19 protein-coding genes are annotated in these 18429 nt (G+C 55.3%); 10 read left to right on the top strand and 9 right to left on the bottom strand.

Features of this window, described 5'->3' with window-relative positions:
- Positions 1–270 precede the first annotated feature (270 nt).
- A complete protein-coding gene (gene argS, locus NXS97_RS22645; protein ID WP_013026095.1) occupies positions 271–2001 on the bottom strand; it encodes an arginine--tRNA ligase in 1731 nt (576 codons plus the stop codon).
- 629 nt (positions 2002–2630) lie between these two features.
- Here argS and NXS97_RS22650 point away from each other — a divergent pair.
- A complete protein-coding gene (locus tag NXS97_RS22650) occupies positions 2631–3191 on the top strand; it encodes a VOC family protein (protein WP_013026094.1) in 561 nt (186 codons plus the stop codon).
- On the opposite strand, the gene NXS97_RS22655 is transcribed toward NXS97_RS22650, so the two are convergent.
- Positions 3188–4330 carry a MalY/PatB family protein gene (locus NXS97_RS22655; RefSeq protein ID WP_013026093.1) on the bottom strand — a complete coding sequence of 381 codons (1143 nt, stop codon included), beginning with the start codon at positions 4328–4330 and terminating at the stop codon, positions 3188–3190. The two genes, NXS97_RS22650 and NXS97_RS22655, sit on opposite strands and share 4 nt — an antisense overlap.
- An 86-nt stretch (positions 4331–4416) precedes the next feature.
- Between NXS97_RS22655 and cutC the strand changes: the two genes are divergently transcribed.
- Together cutC and NXS97_RS22665 are read left to right on the top strand one after the other, a co-directional pair.
- Positions 4417–5169 (top strand): copper homeostasis protein CutC, encoded by a 753-nt coding sequence (gene cutC, locus NXS97_RS22660; protein ID WP_259232806.1) that lies wholly within the window; start codon positions 4417–4419, stop codon positions 5167–5169.
- Positions 5170–5411: 242 nt separating this feature from the next.
- A complete protein-coding gene (locus NXS97_RS22665; protein ID WP_014605666.1) occupies positions 5412–6257 on the top strand; it encodes a hypothetical protein in 846 nt (281 codons plus the stop codon).
- 3 nt (positions 6258–6260) lie between these two features.
- Here the strand turns inward: NXS97_RS22665 and NXS97_RS22670 are convergent, their stop codons facing one another.
- Positions 6261–7355, bottom strand: coding sequence for a glycerol dehydrogenase (locus NXS97_RS22670; protein ID WP_014605667.1), 1095 nt, complete (start codon positions 7353–7355; stop codon positions 6261–6263).
- A 146-nt stretch (positions 7356–7501) separates the two neighbouring features.
- Between NXS97_RS22670 and NXS97_RS22675 the strand changes: the two genes are divergently transcribed.
- Positions 7502–8125, top strand: coding sequence for a LysE family translocator (locus NXS97_RS22675; protein ID WP_033770444.1), 624 nt, complete (start codon positions 7502–7504; stop codon positions 8123–8125).
- Between the two features lie 3 nt (positions 8126–8128).
- Here the strand turns inward: NXS97_RS22675 and cmoB are convergent, their stop codons facing one another.
- The 4 genes from cmoB to NXS97_RS22695 form a co-directional block, all read right to left on the bottom strand.
- Entirely contained in the window at positions 8129–9097 is a 969-nt protein-coding gene (gene cmoB, locus NXS97_RS22680) for a tRNA 5-methoxyuridine(34)/uridine 5-oxyacetic acid(34) synthase CmoB (RefSeq protein WP_013026088.1), read from the bottom strand.
- On the bottom strand, positions 9094–9822 hold the full coding sequence (gene cmoA / locus NXS97_RS22685) for a carboxy-S-adenosyl-L-methionine synthase CmoA (RefSeq protein WP_014593893.1): 729 nt from the start codon (positions 9820–9822) through the stop codon (positions 9094–9096). The genes cmoB and cmoA overlap by 4 nt, the downstream gene beginning before the upstream one ends.
- A gap of 79 nt (positions 9823–9901) precedes the next feature.
- On the bottom strand, positions 9902–10297 hold the full coding sequence (locus NXS97_RS22690) for an MAPEG family protein (protein ID WP_041457678.1): 396 nt from the start codon (positions 10295–10297) through the stop codon (positions 9902–9904).
- A gap of 54 nt (positions 10298–10351) precedes the next feature.
- Positions 10352–11173 (bottom strand): DUF72 domain-containing protein, encoded by an 822-nt coding sequence (locus NXS97_RS22695; protein ID WP_014605671.1) that lies wholly within the window; start codon positions 11171–11173, stop codon positions 10352–10354.
- Between the two features lie 220 nt (positions 11174–11393).
- Between NXS97_RS22695 and aspS the strand changes: the two genes are divergently transcribed.
- The 6 genes from aspS (at position 11394) to ruvB (ending at position 16874) form a co-directional block, all read left to right on the top strand.
- Complete coding sequence (aspS, locus tag NXS97_RS22700) at positions 11394–13172, top strand: aspartate--tRNA ligase (RefSeq protein WP_024472105.1); 1779 nt, start codon at positions 11394–11396, stop codon at positions 13170–13172.
- On the top strand, positions 13172–13603 hold the full coding sequence (nudB, locus tag NXS97_RS22705) for a dihydroneopterin triphosphate diphosphatase (RefSeq protein WP_116219769.1): 432 nt from the start codon (positions 13172–13174) through the stop codon (positions 13601–13603). Before aspS ends, nudB begins: the two co-directional genes overlap by 1 nt.
- 239 nt (positions 13604–13842) lie before the next feature.
- Positions 13843–14586 carry a YebC/PmpR family DNA-binding transcriptional regulator gene (locus NXS97_RS22710; protein WP_013026080.1) on the top strand — a complete coding sequence of 248 codons (744 nt, stop codon included), beginning with the start codon at positions 13843–13845 and terminating at the stop codon, positions 14584–14586.
- A 36-nt stretch (positions 14587–14622) separates the two neighbouring features.
- On the top strand, positions 14623–15150 hold the full coding sequence (gene ruvC, locus NXS97_RS22715; RefSeq protein WP_013026079.1) for a crossover junction endodeoxyribonuclease RuvC: 528 nt from the start codon (positions 14623–14625) through the stop codon (positions 15148–15150).
- A gap of 96 nt (positions 15151–15246) precedes the next feature.
- Positions 15247–15861 carry a Holliday junction branch migration protein RuvA gene (ruvA, locus tag NXS97_RS22720; protein WP_013026078.1) on the top strand — a complete coding sequence of 205 codons (615 nt, stop codon included), beginning with the start codon at positions 15247–15249 and terminating at the stop codon, positions 15859–15861.
- Positions 15862–15869: 8 nt separating this feature from the next.
- Positions 15870–16874, top strand: coding sequence for a Holliday junction branch migration DNA helicase RuvB (gene ruvB, locus NXS97_RS22725; RefSeq protein ID WP_259232807.1), 1005 nt, complete (start codon positions 15870–15872; stop codon positions 16872–16874).
- Here the strand turns inward: ruvB and znuB are convergent, their stop codons facing one another.
- Together znuB and znuC are read right to left on the bottom strand one after the other, a co-directional pair.
- On the bottom strand, positions 16875–17660 hold the full coding sequence (gene znuB, locus NXS97_RS22730) for a zinc ABC transporter permease subunit ZnuB (RefSeq protein ID WP_013026076.1): 786 nt from the start codon (positions 17658–17660) through the stop codon (positions 16875–16877).
- Positions 17657–18412, bottom strand: coding sequence for a zinc ABC transporter ATP-binding protein ZnuC (gene znuC, locus NXS97_RS22735; protein ID WP_041457677.1), 756 nt, complete (start codon positions 18410–18412; stop codon positions 17657–17659). Before znuC ends, znuB begins: the two co-directional genes overlap by 4 nt.
- Between the last annotated feature and the right edge of the window lie 17 nt (positions 18413–18429).

Raw genomic sequence — 18429 nt, forward strand, 5'->3', positions numbered from 1 at the left:
CCTGATGAAATGCGGGCTTATAGTAGAGCGCGCGCATCAGAAAGGAATAACCCCATGATCTTACGCAGATAAACAGGACATTATGGCGGCATGGGCCAGTTTGTCCGTTGCTATGCATCATGATGTCTGGTTTTCAGGCGATAGCGGGCCGATTCATATCGTGGGCAGAGCAGGCGGCGAAAACAACGGTCGCGGAAATCATGACGCGGCGGCGGGGAAGGCAGCGAAGGCAGGCGCCGGGCCACGGTGGGCACTCAGCGCCTGAAGAGGTTACATGCGATCGACGGTTTTGATACCCAGCGTGTCCAGCCCCAGTTTCAGGGTTTTGGCGGTCAGGGCAGCAATCTGTAACCGGCTCTGACGGGTCGCTTCATCTTCGGCCGCCAGAATCGGGCAATGCTCGTAGAAGCCGGAGAACAGGCCAGCCACGTCATAGAGGTACGCACACATCACATGCGGCGTGCCGTCACGGGCAACCTGAGTAATGACTTCTTCAAACTGCAGTAGGCGTGTAGCCAGCAGGGCTTCACGATCGTCCGTCAGGGTGATGTCGGCCTGAATCGCGTCGGCTTCAATACCGGCCTTACGGAATACCGACAGGACACGCGTGTAAGCGTACTGCATATAAGGCGCGGTGTTACCTTCAAACGCCAGCATGTTGTCCCAGTCAAAGATATAATCCGTGGTGCGGCTCTTTGACAGATCGGCATATTTTACAGCGCTGACGCCGACGACTTCCGCAAGTGCACGCCGCTCTTCTTCGCTCATCTCCGGGTTTTTTTCGCTGACCAGCGAGTAAGCACGATCGTAAGCTTCATCCAGTAGATCCGAAAGTTTGATGGTGCCGCCGCTGCGGGTCTTAAACGGACGACCGTCTTTACCCAGCATCATGCCAAATGCATGGTGCTCAAGCGGCACAGATTCAGGCACATAACCGGCTTTACGCACGATGGTCCACGCCTGCTGTAAATGCTGATGCTGGCGCGAGTCGATGTAATAAATCACCCGATCGGCATGCAGCGTTTCGTAGCGGTATTTGGCGCAGGCAATATCGGTAGTGGTGTAAAGATAGCCGCCGTCTTTCTTCTGAATGATGACGCCCATAGGCTCACCTTCTTTATTCTGGTATTCATCCAGAAAGACCACGGTCGCACCTTCGCTCTCAACGGCTAACCCTTTCGCTTTGAGGTCGGCAACAATACCCGGCAGCATGTCGTTGTAAAGGCTCTCGCCCATGACATCTTTGCGGGTCAGCGTGACGTTAAGGCGGTCATAGATATGCTGGTTCTGGCTCATGGTGATATCAACCAGCTTTTTCCACATCTGACGGCAGTAGTCATCGCCGCCTTGTAACTTCACCACGTAGCGACGTGCGCGCTCAGCAAATTCCGGATCTTCATCGTAGGTGCGCTTGGCTTCACGGTAAAACCCTTCTAAGTCAGCCAGCGCCATTTCGGCATGGTTTTCGTTCTGCTGTTTCTCAAGGAAAGCTATCAGCATACCGAACTGCGTTCCCCAGTCGCCAACGTGGTTGGCACGGATGACGTTATGGCCCAGAAACGCCAGAGTGCGGACAGCGGCATCACCAATAATGGTGGAGCGGACGTGGCCGACGTGCATTTCTTTCGCGACGTTCGGGGCAGAGTAATCCACGACGATAGTCTGAGGTTCAACGCAGGCAACGCCGAGTCGCGGATGCTGAAGGGCATTCCTGGCATGTTCTGCCAGCCAGCCACGATCGAGAAAGATGTTAATAAACCCGGGTCCGGCAATCTCAACCTTGCTGGCAATACCGGTAAGATCCAGATGTTGAATAACAGTTTCAGCTAATTGTCGCGGCGCCTGGCCCAGTTTTTTAGCCACGGCCATGATGCCGTTTGCCTGATAATCACCAAACTGAACTTTGGCCGACTGGCGAACCTGAGGTTCGCAATCGGAGGGAGCACCAGCCAGCACCATAGCCTGACTGACTTTTGCGGAAAGAAGCGCCTGAATATTCACCGGGTTACCTTACATATGCTAAGAAAAGCACGCTGACAGCGCAGCGCGCTTCATCCTCATTCTGCCGGAGGCGATAACCAGAGTAATCACCAGGCAGAACGGAAAAAAATGAGGGGAAAAGTATACGTGAATTGTCAGCTTGAGTCAGTAACTGGATAAACGCGGAGAAACAGAGCTGAGGATGTTTCCCAAAGGATTAGCGGCGGCGCGCGCGGCGCGCATTTTTAACGCTTTTGTCTTCTCGCACCTTCCAGTGGCGCGCAAGGGCAAATCCCATCAGTGCGATCAATGTTGCCACTACGATGAGCATAGTCATAAAAACTTTCCTTATAATGGTATTGATGCAAATTTATAAGAAAGGTGACGCGGCTGCAATCATGTTGGCGGTAAATGGGAATTGTCTTATGGTATTAATTAACGTCAATTTAAACAGATGGTTAGGTGGTTTATGTCAACTTAAGGGTGGATCTAAAAAGAAGATAAGTCTGAATTGAAAGCGTAATTTATCTGCTTTAATGGAAAAGAATCACGTAAATAAGATGAATCTCACCATTATGTCGTTTAGGATTTAATGCTAACAATGAGTTACGATATTTAAGTCTGTAAATTTTAGAGGGGCAGAGGCAACCGTGAGCACCACCTTTCCATCAGAACTGGACGATTTACGCGAAGATTTGGCCGCTTTCGAACAACGGTTACAAAGTTTTTCACAGCGACTCGGATTAGATAATGCCGGACTCGATGTCGATCATGTCGCGGTTCGCTGTCACCAAAACACCACCGCCGAACGTTGGCAGCAGGGTCTGGCGAAAATGGGCCAGCAATTTTCGGCAGCGATGATCAATGGTCGTCCTGTCTGCCTGTTCAAACTGCATCAGCCGCTCCAGATTGCCGGCTGGCATATCGACGTGGTGGAGTTACCCTGGCCCGGCGAGAAACGCTATCGCCATGAAGGCTGGGAGCATGTGGAAGTGGTATTAAGGGGCGAGCCAGAAACGCTTGGGATGCGGGCAATGGCGTTGCTGTCCGACCATGCACTGTCCCAACCCGGTATTTCGTTCAAGACCAGCTCGCCAAAAGGGGAAAATGAACGTTTGCCTAATCCTACCCTCGCAGTAACCGACGGGGAAACCACGATAAAGTTTCACCCGTGGAGCCTGGAAGAGATCGTGGCCAGTGAGCAGTCTTAACCCAGGGCGTCAACCGCGCGTTTAAGCCGCTTTGCCGCTTCTTCCAGCAGCGCGCGTGGGCAACCGAAGTTGATACGCACGAAACGATCATCGCCAAAATCGCGACCCGGTGAGAAACCCAGCCCGTACTTTTCAAAATAGAGTGCCGGGCTGGCAACCGGCAATGCGCTGGCATCAATCCAGCCGAGATAGCTGCCTTCTGGTGACACCATCGAGAGTCCGGGGAGCGCATTGACCTGTTCAACCAGCCAGTCACGATTACCGCGCAGATAGTCCAGCTGTGCATCAAGCCAGTCATCATTGTCGCGCCAGGCAACCTCTGCGGCCACCAGTGCCAGAATATCAACCGAGGGAACGATGCCCTGGCGGACGGCGTTGAAACGTTCACGCAGTGCCGGGTCAGGGATGATGGCGACGGATGCGCCCAGGCCTGCGATGTTAAAGGTTTTCGAGGGCGAAAGCAGCGTGACGCTGCGCCGCGCGGCATCGTCGCTCAGGGAGGCGAACGGGATGTGCTGCAGGCCCTGTGTTAACAGCAGGTCGCAATGGATTTCGTCAGAACAGACAATCAGGTCGTGCTGCTGAGCAAACGCCAGCTGGGCCTCCAGCTCTTCCCGGCGATAAACCGTACCGCCAGGATTCTGGGGATTACACAGCATCAACAGCTTTTTGTCCTGCATTTTCCCTTCGGCCGCGCTCAGGTCCATGACCCAGCGCCCGTCCTGTAATATTAATGGCAGACTCAGCTGGTCGCGTTCCGCCAGTTTAGCGGCAGAGCGAAAAGGGGGATAAATCGGTAAGGGTGCCACGGTACCTTGCGGTGGCTGAGTAAAGGCGCGGACCGACAGATTTAAGCCGCAGACAACGCCGGGCAAGACAACAACCCATTCGGGATCGACCTGCCAGTGATAACGTGATGCACAGCGGGCGATAAGGGCCGCAATCAACCCCTGGGGCTTATCGCCATAGCCGAAAACGCCGTGGTCAACGCGGGCTTTAATGGCTTCAATGATACGCTCAGGCGATCGGAAATCCGTATCGGCGACCCACAGTGGCAGAATATCCTGACCCGCATATTTGTGCCATTTAAGACTATCACTGTGACGGCGGTCTATCCGTTGGTCAAAATTGAATGTCATAGTTAGTTTTCCACGTAAACTGTTCTAAGGGATAAGCGTACCTGACGAATTTGGCGTGAACAGGAAGCCATGTAAAGGAGAAGACAATGACGACACTGGAAATTTGTTGCTATGGGGTGGATTGTGCATTAACCGCCCAGCAGGCGGGAGCCGATCGCATAGAGCTTTGCGCCGCGCCGCGTGAAGGCGGGCTGACGCCTTCTGCAGGCATGCTGGAGGTCGCCCGTCGTGACATTTCAGTTCCGGTGCATCCTATTGTTCGCCCTCGCGGTGGCGACTTTTGCTATTCCAGCCGTGAATTTGAAACGATGAAGTCAGACGTGGCGCGTATCCGTGAGCTGGGTTTTCCCGGCATCGTTCTGGGCATGCTGGATGAAGATGCCAATATCCATGCCACTCAGATGCGACAAATCATGGCCCTGTGCGACGGGATGGCGGTGACTTTTCACCGCGCCTTCGATCTGTGCCATCGGCCCAAGCGTTCGCTTGATGTGCTGACGGATTTTGGCGTCAGGCGCATCCTGACATCTGGCCAGCAACAAAGCGCGGAAAACGGAATTGCATTATTGAGGGAACTTAATGAATACAGCGCAGGTCCAATCATTATGGCCGGTGCTGGCGTTCGCCTCAGCAACCTGCAAAAGTTTCTGGATGCGGATATTCGCGAGGTACACAGCTCGGCCAGCCACCTTGTGGCATCCCCGATGCGCTACCGTAAAGTGGGTGTTTCCATGTGTTCCGAAGCCGAAATTGATGAGTTCAGCCGCAACTGCGTCGATGGCGATGTCGTTGAGGCAATGAAAAGTGTGATGCAAATGAATACCGCCCGGGTGGCCTGACTCATGACCAGTTTTGCCGCGCAGCACGCCGATTGATGACGTGATGTTTGCAAGTACCAAACCCCAGTAAATTTGCTGGGGTATTTTTTGCCCAAAATTCCTTCAGCGCCCTTTATCGTCGTGCCCGCGAGGCTGAATTCAGTCGCTGCTGGCGCTGAGAGAAGAATTCCACTTTCCATCATCCGTCGGTTCCTGCTATTTAGGGTAAACCGTTTACGACATTGACGTCCGAGGTGCACACCATGCGATGCGTTCTGCTGTCCGCTGTGATTACGTTATTCTCCTTTCCCACCGCATGGGCCGCAGCCTCATGTCAGCCATACAGTAAAGCGGTGACCAACAGCAATAACTGGATCCTGCTGGGCGGCAGTGCCAAAGGTCAGGTGCGTCAGGTGATCGCCGGCGAGTTTGGTAAAGACGTCAACTCACAGAAACGGGTACTGGGGCAGTTTGATCGCTGTGGCGATCTGCTGGTGGCGGACATCAGCTATGACAAAAATGAGCGTAACGTCATCCTGAGCATGGAACAGCACCTGGTTCGGGTTCAGGACGGCTGGGTTGCGGAATATGCCTATCTGGTTAAAGTCATCAAGCAGGGCAGTGAAGTGGTGGTCGATAACCGTCAGGGCACCATTCAGTGGCAGAAGGGCAAAAACGGCAACATCATCAGCGCATCGGATAAATTTATCAGCATGGGTAAAGACGGGTTTACGGATACGACTTACCGTTATGATAAACGTTTCCACTTACTAAAAAGTATTGCGCGAGGTACCGATCCCGTCAGCAACGGGGAATACCGTTATGAGTGGAATCCACAAGGCCTGGTCACCCGTTCGACCTCTGCCCGCCGCAAAGATACCTACACCTATGATAACCAGTGGCGGGAACGGCGCCTGAATGGCACCGCAACGACAGACGTCAGCACATTGCGCACCGTGGATGAATGCCAGTTCTGGGATGAGAAGGGCAACTGCACGCTGAGTTATCTGAATGAAACGGAAGTGTTCGAGAAAGGGACGATTCAACGCCACCTCAGCGCAGTCTATAAATACCAGTACTGGGATAAACCCGCTGAGGTGACGGAATAGCCGTTATTTTACCGTTTGACTGAACGCATCCAGCCCCAGCAGCGCATGGGCAATTTGCTCCGGTGCTAGGTTGGGGTTAAGGTTTTTCAGCGTATCGCCTTCACTGTTTGCCAGTGCGCCTATTTTCACCAGATTTTCCCAGCTTTCGCCCTCCAGATGCATCTCTTTCAGGGTGGTGGGCATCTTGATCGAGCGATAGAAACGGATGTAGCGTGCGATCTCCTCGTCCGGACGCTGCTCCAGCACCATCTGGGTTAAGGTACCGTAGGCCACTTTCTCGCCGTGGGTGAGATGATGGATATCGCCTTCAATAGCAGTAAAACCATTGTGAATGGCGTGCGCAGCTGCCAGGCCGGCATTTTCGAATCCCAGGCCCGACAGCAAGGTATTCGCTTCCACCACCGCTTCCACCGCCGGCGTCACGCGTTTTTCCGAAACGGCAACATAGGCACTGTAACCCCAGGTCAGCAGGGTTTCCTCACAGGCACGGGCGATGGCTAGCCCGGCAATGGTCGGATCGCCATTGACCATCGATTTGGCATGGCTGCGGGCTACCGCCTGGGCTTCCACCCAGGTTGCGAGGCCATCCGCAATGCCCGAGGCAAACAGGCGGGCAGGCGCAGCGGCACAGACGGCGGTATCCACCAGCACCAGATCGGGGTTCTTATTGTAGAAGCGATAGCTCTCAAACACGCCGCTGTCAGAATAGATAACGGAGAGTGCGCTACAGGGCGCATCGGTAGAGGCAATCGTGGGAACGATCACCACCGGTTGTTGGATCTCATCAGCCACTGCCTTAACGGTATCCAGCGTTTTACCGCCGCCCAGCCCGATGACCACGTTGCAGTTCTGCTGTTGCGCCTGCTGGCTCAACCGGGTGATTTCATTACTGGACGCCTCGCCATTGAACTGCTGGCGCACCACGTTCACGCCCGCCTTTGTGAGCGTGGCCTGAGCCCGTTCACCGATCAGTCCCCAGACGACATCGTCCGCGACCACAAAAGCCTGAGTACCCAGTTCGGTGACGTAGCTCCCCAGTTCATCGAGTACGCCTGCACCTTGCACATATTTGCGCGGTGACGAGAAAATAAATTTCATAAACGTTGCTCCTGGTTGCATAAATCATGGCCGTGATCGGCCCGTTGATAAAGCCCTTAAAAGGGTAGCAGCTAATGGGGGTTTGCTGGCTGTACAGACAAAAAACCGCTTGTTATTGTGAGCGGATGTTTACCGGGGATACGCTTATGACGGCTTCGTTGCTCTCTTTCCTGCTGGCTATTATTATTTTGACCCTGACGCCGGGCTTTGATACGGCGTTGATCCTGCGATCGGCCGCCGCACAGGGCTGGCAGCGTGCCAGTGCCACGGCGCTGGGCGTGGCAACCGGCTGTTTGCTCTGGGGCATTGCGGTAGGGCTGGGATTAGGCGCGCTGCTGCTGGCGTCGGAGATGGCTTATAACCTGCTGAAGTGGGCTGGCGCCGCTTACCTCCTCTATCTGGGCATTAAGCTGCTGTGGCATCCGCGCGCCCAAAGCGTGTCAATGCATGCCGAGGCCGCGGCTCAGCAACGTCATCTTGCCTGCTTCACGCGTGGATTATTGGGGAATCTGCTGAATCCCAAGGTGGGCGTTTTCTATGTGACTTTTTTGCCCCAGTTCATTCCGCAGGGCGCCTCTGTCCCGATCTGGTGCAGCCTGATGGCGTTGACGCACATGCTGGTGGGGTTGGCCTGGAGCACGGTGCTGATCGGCAGCAGCCACTATTTTGCTGAGCAGTTAAAACGGCCACGGATAGTCAAAATCATGGACCGTTTAACGGGCTGCGTCTTTATTGGTTTTGCGGCGAAACTGGCGCTGTCTCGCCGCTGAGGGTCAGGGTTTGGTGGCAACCAGAACGGCACGCAGCGGTGCGGGATAACCTTCAATGGTTTTGCTGCTGTCGTCAGGATCCAGAAATTCGGCCAGTGATTCACTGGTCATCCAGCTGGTACGACGTTGCTCTTCCGTCGAGGTCAGGGCAAAGTCGACAATGCGCACGTTAACAAAGCCACACTTCTCCAGCCAGCTTTTCAGACCCTCGGCTGAGGGAATAAAATAGACGTTGCGCATCTGCGCATAGCGTTCGCCCGGCACCAGCACCTGGTTCACATCGCCTTCGATCACCAGCGTTTCCAGTACCAGCTCGCCGCCGCTGACCAACTGATTTTTTAGCTGAAGGAGGTGATCAAGGGGGGAGCGGCGATGATACAGCACGCCCATCGAAAAGACCGTGTCGAACGCCTGGAGCGCCGGCAGTTGTTCAATGCCCAGCGGCAGTAAATGGGCGCGACGGTCATCATTCAACAGCTTACGCACGGCTTCGAACTGGCATAAAAACAGCTGCATGGGATCGATACCGACAACCAGATGCGCACCCGCACCGATCATCCGCCACATGTGGTAGCCGCTGCCGCAGCCGACATCCAGCACGGTTCGTCCGGCCAGCGAGGAAATATGAGGCAGCACGCGCTCCCATTTCCAGTCAGAACGCCATTCGGTGTTAATCTCCGTTCCGTACAGGGAATAAGGGCCTTTGCGCCACGGCATCAAATTGCGTAGTAGTTTCTCAATGCCCTGACGATGACGATCGCTGATGTCATCCCGATCGGCGCTTACGCTGTTCAGCAGGTCCAGCCGCTGGGGTTCCAGCAGCGGTAAGTATTCCAGCGACTTGTACCAGTCACGGAAGTGCCCGTGCAGATTCTCCCGCTGCCAGTCGCTAATCTGTGCAGGCAGCACGTCAAGCCATTTTGCCAGGGGGCCAACGGCGATTTGCTGATAAAAACGGCCAAAGTCGATCATTTTAATGCCACCAACGAACCAAAATTAAAGCACTGAAACCATAATTCAGCGTGCGAAAAGCCCGCCTGCTTAAGACGAGCCTTATGCGCTTCCACACTGTCGGTCAGCATGACGTTTTCCAGCATGCTGCGCTTCTGGCTAATCTCCAGTTCGCTGTAGCCGTTGGCGCGCTTAAAGTCATGATGCATGTTAAACAGCAGTTCGCCGACGTCACGATCTTCAAAGCTGAATTTCTCCGAGAGGACCAGGGCTCCGCCGGGATTCAGCCCCTGCCAGATTTTACTGAGCAGCGTAAGACGGGCAGGCGGCTCAAGAAACTGCAGGGTGAAATTGAGCACCACCAGAGAGGCATTCTCAATCTCAATGTCACAGATGTCCGCTTCCACCACGGTAACCGGCGTGTCGGCGCGAAAGGCATCGATATGGCGGCGGCAGCGTTCGACCATGGCCGGAGAGTTGTCTACGGCGATAATCTGGCAGCCTGGCACGTGAATATTACGACGCACCGAAAGTGTGGCGGCACCGAGTGAGCAGCCCAGGTCAAACACCTGGCTGTTGGGCTGGACGAAGCGTTCTGCCAGCATGCCAATCATCGAAATGATATTGGAATAGCCGGGCACCGAGCGCTGAATCATGTCAGGAAACACTTCAGCGACACGTTCGTCAAAGGTCCAGTCGCCCAGTTTTTCAATGGGCGCAGAAAAGAGTTGATCGCGATCAGACATATCGAAAATCCGAAGAGACGGCGGAAAGGGCGCTATTCTGGCAGAAACTGCCGCGGCCTGCACCCTTTAAGCCGCAACATTAATGCAGGCTGAGCACCAGTTGCCAGGGGAGATAGATGAGGTTAAAAATCACCATTCCACTCAGGCCAAACAGGGTCAGCATCATGCCGTATTTGCGTCCACTCATCACGTCTTTACGCAGGCCATAAGCATGCAAAAAACGGCCAACAAAAAACACGATGCCCGTCAGGTGAACCATCCAGACATCCGCCCCGTTCATCTCAAGCGTGATCAGCAGCAGCAGTGCCAGGGGAATGGTTTCAACGGCATTGCCATGAATGCGGATGGCCCTGTTCAGGTCGTGATGACCGCCATCCCCAAAAGCAACATGATGTTTACGCCGAAAGCGGACGACATTGAGGGTGAACTTCATTATCAGTAACGCACCGATAACCACATATAACGCGCTAATCATCATGGATTCCTTTTTTATTCATATCACCAGAGGGGGCGAGGCTGCCCATCGCTATCAGAATAGCGAATCCTGTTGCGGCCAGTCAGGTCCGGGACCGATGCTGGCATCAATTTTTTGTAATGCCGGCCAGAGCGCCTGCACCAGCGGAAACACCTGTCCCATATCGGGCGTGTGGATAAACACCAGAGGGTCACTTTGCGTGTGCCATTCGGCCAGCTTGGCCAGCCAGATTTGAAACAGTGGCAGGCTTTCTTCCAGGTTGTCGCTGCCGACAAAACGGATCATGGGGCGCGACCCGGTTAACAGTGCATGCGGCGGAACGCGAGGCTTTTGCTGGCGGGCGTGAAGTGCCGCCGGGCTTTGCGAGGTTGAGGCATGAACCGGACGGCTGTCCAGCACCACACGATTGACGCCGCGCTGCAGCAGGCCGCGATTCAGCGCGCGCTCAGCCTCGCCTTTGGCAAAAAAGGCGGCATGGCGGACTTCGACGCCGTAAGAGAAATGGGTGGGCAGGCTGTCCAGAAAGCGCCAGAGATCGTTCAGTTGCGCAGGGGAAAAGCTGGCGGGCAGCTGCAGCCAGTACTGACCCATGCGGTCGGCGAGCGGTGCCATCAGGCGAAAAAAATCCGTTACTAAGTCGTCGGTATTTTGCAGGGCGGCCTGATGGCTGATGCTGCTGGGAAATTTAAAACAGAAACGAAACTGGTCATGGGTCATATCCCGCCAGCGCAGGACCGTTTCCGCATCAGGCAGCGCATACAATGTGGTATTGCCTTCCACCGTGCCGAAATAACGCGCATAGTCAGCCAGGGTTTCGATTCCCCATCGCTTCCAGTGCGCGTGATGCCATTGTGGCAAACCAATACGAAGTGTCACGCCTGATTCCCGCCTTTGAGTGTGATGGTAATTATCCTGTAACGCAGTATATTGACGCAAACAGGTGAAAAGCGAACAGGAAATGCCGCGCTTTAACGTGGCTCCACTTATCCTGTTTGCCTTTTTCCATTATAATAGCGGCCTTTTTTGCGACAGCACCCCACAAGGTGACGCGGCCTGGTGCTGTCAGCTGCAGCGGCGAAGTTAAAAGGATAGTGTTATGCGTACAGAGTATTGTGGACAGCTCAATCTGTCTCATGTAGGTCAGCAAGTCACGCTTTGCGGCTGGGTCAACCGTCGTCGCGATCTGGGAAGCCTGATTTTTATCGATATGCGTGACCGTGAAGGCATCGCACAGGTTTTTTTCGATGCCGATCATCAAGACGCTTTCCAACTGGCATCTGAACTGCGTAACGAATTCTGTATCCAGATTACCGGCACCGTGCGTGCCCGTGACGAAAAAAACAGAAACAGCGACATGGCCACGGGTGACGTAGAAGTCTTTGCCCACGCGCTGAACATCATCAATCGTGCTGAACCGCTGCCTCTGGATTCTAACCAGACCAACAGCGAAGAAGCACGTCTGAAGTACCGTTATCTGGATCTGCGTCGTCCTGAAATGGTTGAGCGCTTAAAGACTCGCGCTAAGATCACCAGTTTTGTCCGTCGTTTTATGGATGACGCTGGCTTCCTGGATATCGAAACGCCGATGCTGACGAAAGCCACCCCGGAAGGCGCGCGCGATTACCTGGTGCCGAGCCGCGTGCACAAAGGCAAATTTTATGCGCTGCCTCAGTCACCGCAGCTGTTTAAACAGTTGCTCATGATGTCGGGTTTCGATCGCTATTATCAGATTGTTAAATGTTTCCGTGATGAAGACCTACGCGCAGACCGTCAGCCCGAATTTACGCAGATCGATGTGGAAACTTCCTTCCTGACCGCACCTCAGGTGCGTGAAATTATGGAGCGCATGATTCGCGAACTCTGGCAGAGCGTGAAGGGCGTGGATCTGGGTGAGTTTCCGCAGATGACCTTTGCCGAAGCCATGCATCGCTACGGTTCAGACAAACCCGACCTGCGTAATCCCATGGAGCTGGTGGACGTGGGTGATCTGCTGAAAACCGTTGAGTTCCAGGTATTTTCTGGCCCGGCTAACGACGAGAAAGGCCGTGTTGCCGCGCTGCGTGTTCCCGGCGGCGCGCAGCTGAGCCGTAAGCAGATTGATGAATACGGCAAATTTGTTGAGATTTACGGTGCCAAAGGCCTGGCCTGGATGAAGGTAAACGAACGTGCGAAGGGCCTGGAGGGCGTACAGAGCCCGGTAGCGAAATTCCTTAATGCCGATATCGTTGAAACCCTCCTCAGCCGCACGAGCGCGCAGGATGGGGATATCATCTTCTTTGGTGCCGACCGTGCCAAAGTGGTGGCCGATGCGCTGGGCGCACTGCGCCTGAAAGTGGGACGTGACCTGCAAATCACCGACGACAAAGCCTGGGCGCCGCTGTGGGTTGTCGACTTCCCGATGTTTGAAGAAGATGACGAAGGTGGGCTGGCTGCCATGCACCATCCGTTTACGGCACCGAAAGAGATGAGTGCGGAACAGCTGGCAGCCGATCCAACCCAGGCCGTAGCGAATGCTTACGACATGGTGATCAACGGTTATGAAGTCGGCGGCGGATCTGTGCGTATCCACAACGGTAACATGCAGCAGACCGTGTTTAGCATTCTGGGCATTGAAGAGCATGAACAGCGTGAGAAGTTCGGCTTCCTTCTGGATGCACTGAAGTACGGCACGCCGCCGCATGCAGGCCTGGCATTTGGTCTGGATCGCCTGACGATGCTGTTAACCGGCACCGACAATATTCGTGACGTTATCGCGTTCCCGAAAACCACGGCAGCGGCCTGCATGATGACGGAAGCGCCAAGCGAAGCGAATCCGGCGTCACTGCTTGAGTTAGGCATTCAGGTCGTCAAGAAAGATAAGCCTGAGACGAAGTAATGCCGTATAAACATCCGGTTTCTGTGTTAGTGGTGGTTGTGGCGCAGGATAGTGGCCGGGTGTTAATGCTGCAGCGCCGTGATGACCCGGATTTCTGGCAATCGGTCACCGGCAGCCTGGAAGCGGATGAGTGTCCGCTGCAGGCGGCCGAGCGAGAAGTCGGTGAGGAGCTGGGGATTGATGTAAAGGCCGAGCAGCTAACGATTGAAGACTGTCAGCGTGAAATCGACTTTGAGATTTTCCCGCACTATCGTCATCGTTATGCGCCGGGCACGACGCACAACCGTGAACACTGGTTCAGGCTGGCCTTGCCTACAGAGCGTGATCTGTTGCTCACCGAGCATCTTGCCGCGCGCTGGCTCGATCCCGCCGCCGCCGCTGCCCTCACGAAATCCTGGAGTAATCGCCAGGCGATTGAAGAATTTATCTGAATGCTCGCCGCTGCGCGTTTTTCCCGTGGCGAAGGCATTAGGTTTTATGAATCGGGTGGGTTTTCAATGAACGCACCGAACAATATCGACAGTCAGGCGTAATCGGCGCCGCGAGGGTGTCCACCGCCAGCGCACCGCAACGGATCGTACTTCTGTACGTGGGAATTGCGGGTACGGCCTGGGGACACGTTCGCACGTAAGATAGCCTGCACCCAGTAAAAGATCGGAGAAAATGCAACATGGCTGGACACAGTAAATGGGCGAATACCAAGCACCGTAAGGCCGCTCAGGACGCCAAGCGCGGTAAAATCTTTACGAAGATCATTCGTGAGCTGGTCACGGCTGCCAAACTGGGCGGCGGCGATCCGGGCTCCAACCCGCGCCTGCGTGCGGCAATGGATAAAGCGCTGTCTAATAACATGACGCGCGATACCATGAACCGTGCCATTGCACGCGGCGTAGGTGGCGAAGATGACTCCAATATGGAAACCATCATTTATGAAGGTTACGGTCCGGGCGGATCGGCCATCATGATTGAGTGCCTGAGCGACAACCGCAACCGTACCGTGGGCGAAGTGCGTCACGCCTTCACCAAAACGGGCGGCAACCTGGGTACCGATGGCTCCGTCGCCTATCTGTTCAGCAAAAAAGGCGTAATCTCCTTCGCACCCGGTCATGACGAAGATGCGGTGATGGAAGCGGCGCTGGAAGCGGGCGCAGAAGACGTGGTCGGTTACGATGACGGCGCGATTGACGTGTTTACCGCATGGGAAGAGATGGGCACGGTGCGCGATGCGCTGGAAGCGGCGGGCTTTAAAGCCGACTCCGCCGAAGTGGCCATGATCCCCTCGACCAAAGCCGAAATGGATGCGGAAACCGCGCCTAAACTGCTGCGCCTGATCGATATGCTGGAAGACTGTGACGACGTGCAGGAGGTTTACCATAACGGCGAAATCTCCGACGAGGTGGCGGAAACGCTTTAATGCTGTACCGCTGCACGCTCAGGCTGGAGACGCGTCATGTCGATTATTTTAGGGATTGACCCTGGCTCACGCGTGACCGGTTATGGGGTGATTCGTCAGACTGGCCGCCAGCTCACTTATCTGGGCAGCGGCTGTATTCGTACCAACACAACAGAGTTGCCTGCGCGTCTGAAGCTGATCTATGCCGGAGTATGCGAAATCATTACGCAGTTCTCGCCGGATTTTTTTGCTATCGAGCAGGTGTTTATGGCGAAGAATGCCGATTCTGCCCTGAAACTGGGGCAGGCGCGGGGGGCCGCGATTGTGGCGGCGGTTAACCATGATCTGCCGGTGTTTGAATATGCCGCGCGCCAGGTCAAGCAAACGGTCGTTGGCACCGGTGGCGCAGAAAAAAGTCAGGTGCAACACATGGTGAAATCGCTGCTGAAACTGGCGGCGAATCCCCAGGCCGATGCCGCCGATGCGCTGGCTATCGCCATCACGCACTGTCACGTGGCCCAAAACGCGGCGCGCATGAGTGACAGCAAGCTGGTGCTGACCCGCGGCCGGTTGCGTCAGAGTTAACAACCCTTACGTCGTCATCGCTATCAGGCTGGATATTCATCCAGCCTTTTTTATGGTATAAATTCCGCCACATACTTTGGATAAGGAAGGCTTCAGGTGATTGGTCGTTTACGGGGCATTATTCTGGAAAAGCAGCCACCGCTGGTGCTGCTGGAGGCGCACGGTGTCGGCTATGAAGTCCATATGCCAATGACCTGTTTTTATGAGCTGCCCGATCTTAATCACGAGGCGGTGATCTTTACTCAGTTTGTGGTGCGCGAAGATGCACAGTTGCTGTTTGGCTTTAACAGCAAGCAGGAACGTGCACTGTTCCGTGAGTTGATTAAAGTCAATGGCGTTGGGCCTAAGCTGGCGCTGGCCATTCTGTCGGGCATGTCGGCACAGCAGTTTGTGACGGCGGTTGAAAAGGAAGAGATTGCCGCGCTGGTTAAACTGCCGGGCGTGGGCAAGAAAACCGCTGAACGTCTGGTGGTGGAAATGAAAGACCGCTTTAAAGGCATGCATGGCGATCTGTTTGGCGGCGATTCGGCCTTTACGCTGACCACGCCGGGCCCGGAGCCAGAGACCAACGATGCAGAATCGGAAGCGGTTGCAGCGCTGGTGTCGCTGGGGTATAAACCGCAGGAAGCGAGCCGCATGATCAGCAAAGTTGGCCGTCCTGACGCGGATTGCGAAACGTTGATCCGTGAAGCGCTCCGCGCCGCTATTTGAGGTAATTCATGATTGAAGCCGATCGCCTGATCTCCGCTGCCAGCATTAACGAAGAAGAGGGCCTCAACCGCGCCATTCGTCCAAAGATGCTGACCGAATATGTGGGCCAGCCGCAGGTGCGTGAGCAGATGGAAATTTTCATCAAGGCGGCACAACTGCGTGGTGATGCGCTGGATCATTTATTGATTTTTGGCCCTCCCGGGCTGGGCAAAACGACGCTGGCCAACATTGTGGCCAACGAGATGGGCGTTAATCTGCGCACGACCTCCGGCCCGGTGCTGGAAAAAGCGGGCGACCTGGCCGCGATGCTGACCAACCTCGAACCTCACGATGTGCTGTTCATTGATGAAATCCATCGTCTTTCACCGGTCGTGGAAGAGGTACTTTATCCGGCTATGGAAGACTATCAGCTGGATATTATGATTGGTGAAGGCCCGGCTGCGCGTTCCATCAAACTGGATCTGCCGCCCTTTACGCTGATTGGCGCCACCACGCGGGCAGGCTCGCTGACGTCACCCCTGCGCGATCGCTTCGGCATCGTGCAGCGTCTGGAGTTTTATCAGGTAAAAGATTTACAGCACATTGTGGGACGCAGCGCCGCCTGCCTTGGTCTGGCACTCAGTGAAGAAGCCGCCCTGGAAATCGCCCGCCGGTCACGCGGAACGCCACGTATTGCCAATCGCCTGTTACGTCGGGTAAGGGATTTTGCTGAGGTGCGCGCGAACGGTGTACTGAGCGGTGATGTCTCGGTGACGGCGCTGGATATGCTGAACGTGGACAGCGAAGGCTTCGATTATATGGATCGAAAACTGTTGCTGGCCATTATCGATAAATTCACCGGTGGGCCGGTAGGGCTGGACAACCTGGCGGCAGCGATTGGCGAAGAGCGGGAAACCATCGAAGACGTGATTGAGCCGTTTTTAATTCAGCAGGGCTTTATTCAGCGCACGCCGCGCGGCCGGATGGCCACGCAGCATGCCTATCGCCACTTTGGTATCACCAAAGAAGCCTGATCACAGCGCCGGTTGGCGCACCATGCTGAAGAGAAAAAGGATGGCGGCGCACAGCACGACGGAAGGGCCGGCGGGCGTGTCATAAAACGCCGAGAAGGTTAAGCCGCCGGTCACGGCAATCACGCCAATCAGTACGGCCACCGCCGCCATCATTTCGGGTGAACGCGCAAAGCGCCTGGCGGTGGCAGCCGGAATGATCAGCAGCGATGTGATGATCAGCGCACCAACAAACTTCATCGCCACACCAATCGTCAGTGCGGTTACCAGCATCAGCATCAGCCGGGTGCGTTGAATATTCACGCCGTCAACCTGTGCCAGTTCAGGGCTGATTGTCATCGACAGCAGTGCGCGCCACTGCCAGGCCATAACGGCCAGCACGAATATCACACCTGCAGCCATGGCCCAGAGATCGCTGGGCGTTACCGCCAGCAAATCGCCAAACAGGTAGGCCATCAAATCCACCCGGACGTTCGACATCAGGCTTACCACGACCAGTCCGAGCGAAAGCGCACTGTGCGCCATGATGCCCAGCAGCGTATCTATCGCCAGATGCGGGCGACGCTCAAGCCAGACCAGACCCAGTGCCAGACAGACCGTGACCAGGATCACGGCATAGTAAGGGTTGACGTTGAGCAGCAAACCAAAGGCGACGCCGAGCAGTGAGGCATGCGCCAGCGTGTCGCCGAAATACGACATCTTGCGCCAGACGACAAAAGAGCCCAGGGGGCCCGCCGCCAGCGCCAGCATCACGCCGCCCAGCCAGCCCGGAAGCAGTAATTCAATCATGATGGACCCGGTCCTTTGCGTAATACGATACGTCCCTGAAGGTCGTGACGGTGATTATGGTGATGACGATAGATAGCCAGTTCCTGCGCACCGCGCGGGCCGAACATGGCAATAAATTCGGGATGCTGCGACACCGCCTCAGGCGTACCTGAACAGCAAATGTGATGGTTAAGGCACAGGACCTCATCCGTTTTCGCCATGACTAAATGCAAATCATGGGAAACCATGAGCACGGCGCAGTTCAGCTCGTGTCGCAGTTGATTGATCAAATCGTAAAGCGCGACCTGCCCGTTGACATCCACACCCTGCGTCGGTTCATCAAGCACCAGCAACTGAGGCTGATTGAGCAAGGCGCGAGCCAGTAACACGCGCTGCGTTTCGCCGCCCGACAGTTTCTGCAACGGCGAGGTCAACAGGTGACCCGCCTGAACGCGTTTCAGGGCAGGCAAAATATCCTGATTGCGCGCACCGCGCGACAGGCGCATAAAACGTTCGACCGTGACCGGCAGCGTGGGATCGATATGCAGCTTCTGTGGCACGTAGCCGATGCGTAAGCCCGCACTGCGACTGACCCGACCGGAGGAGGGCGCAAGGAGGCCAAGCACCACCCGGACCAGCGTCGATTTGCCCGCGCCGTTAGGACCGAGCAGGGTTAAAATTTTACCAGGATGAAGTTCCAGACTCACGCCAGATAAGACCTGACGTTGATCAAAACCGATGGATACGTTTTCAAGTGTGACAAGTGATGGCATAAGATTTACAGGTTGCA

It is taken from the genome of Pantoea sp. B623, from assembly GCF_024814475.1.
Taxonomy (GTDB): Bacteria; Pseudomonadota; Gammaproteobacteria; order Enterobacterales; family Enterobacteriaceae; genus Pantoea; species Pantoea ananatis.

What these genes read in the sequence shown, in the direction of transcription:
- NXS97_RS22655 (WP_013026093.1), bottom strand. Translation starts at nt 4,330, where the DNA reads ATGACATTCAATTTTGACCAACGGATAGACCGCCGTCACAGTGATAGT.
- cutC (WP_259232806.1), top strand. Translation starts at nt 4,417, where the DNA reads ATGACGACACTGGAAATTTGTTGCTATGGGGTGGATTGTGCATTAACC.
- NXS97_RS22665 (WP_014605666.1), top strand. Translation starts at nt 5,412, where the DNA reads ATGCGATGCGTTCTGCTGTCCGCTGTGATTACGTTATTCTCCTTTCCC.
- NXS97_RS22670 (WP_014605667.1), bottom strand. Translation starts at nt 7,355, where the DNA reads ATGAAATTTATTTTCTCGTCACCGCGCAAATATGTGCAAGGTGCAGGC.
- NXS97_RS22675 (WP_033770444.1), top strand. Translation starts at nt 7,502, where the DNA reads ATGACGGCTTCGTTGCTCTCTTTCCTGCTGGCTATTATTATTTTGACC.
- cmoB (WP_013026088.1), bottom strand. Translation starts at nt 9,097, where the DNA reads ATGATCGACTTTGGCCGTTTTTATCAGCAAATCGCCGTTGGCCCCCTG.
- cmoA (WP_014593893.1), bottom strand. Translation starts at nt 9,822, where the DNA reads ATGTCTGATCGCGATCAACTCTTTTCTGCGCCCATTGAAAAACTGGGC.
- NXS97_RS22690 (WP_041457678.1), bottom strand. Translation starts at nt 10,297, where the DNA reads ATGATTAGCGCGTTATATGTGGTTATCGGTGCGTTACTGATAATGAAG.
- aspS (WP_024472105.1), top strand. Translation starts at nt 11,394, where the DNA reads ATGCGTACAGAGTATTGTGGACAGCTCAATCTGTCTCATGTAGGTCAG.
- nudB (WP_116219769.1), top strand. Translation starts at nt 13,172, where the DNA reads ATGCCGTATAAACATCCGGTTTCTGTGTTAGTGGTGGTTGTGGCGCAG.
- NXS97_RS22710 (WP_013026080.1), top strand. Translation starts at nt 13,843, where the DNA reads ATGGCTGGACACAGTAAATGGGCGAATACCAAGCACCGTAAGGCCGCT.
- ruvC (WP_013026079.1), top strand. Translation starts at nt 14,623, where the DNA reads ATGTCGATTATTTTAGGGATTGACCCTGGCTCACGCGTGACCGGTTAT.
- ruvB (WP_259232807.1), top strand. Translation starts at nt 15,870, where the DNA reads ATGATTGAAGCCGATCGCCTGATCTCCGCTGCCAGCATTAACGAAGAA.
- znuB (WP_013026076.1), bottom strand. Translation starts at nt 17,660, where the DNA reads ATGATTGAATTACTGCTTCCGGGCTGGCTGGGCGGCGTGATGCTGGCG.
- znuC (WP_041457677.1), bottom strand. Translation starts at nt 18,412, where the DNA reads ATGCCATCACTTGTCACACTTGAAAACGTATCCATCGGTTTTGATCAA.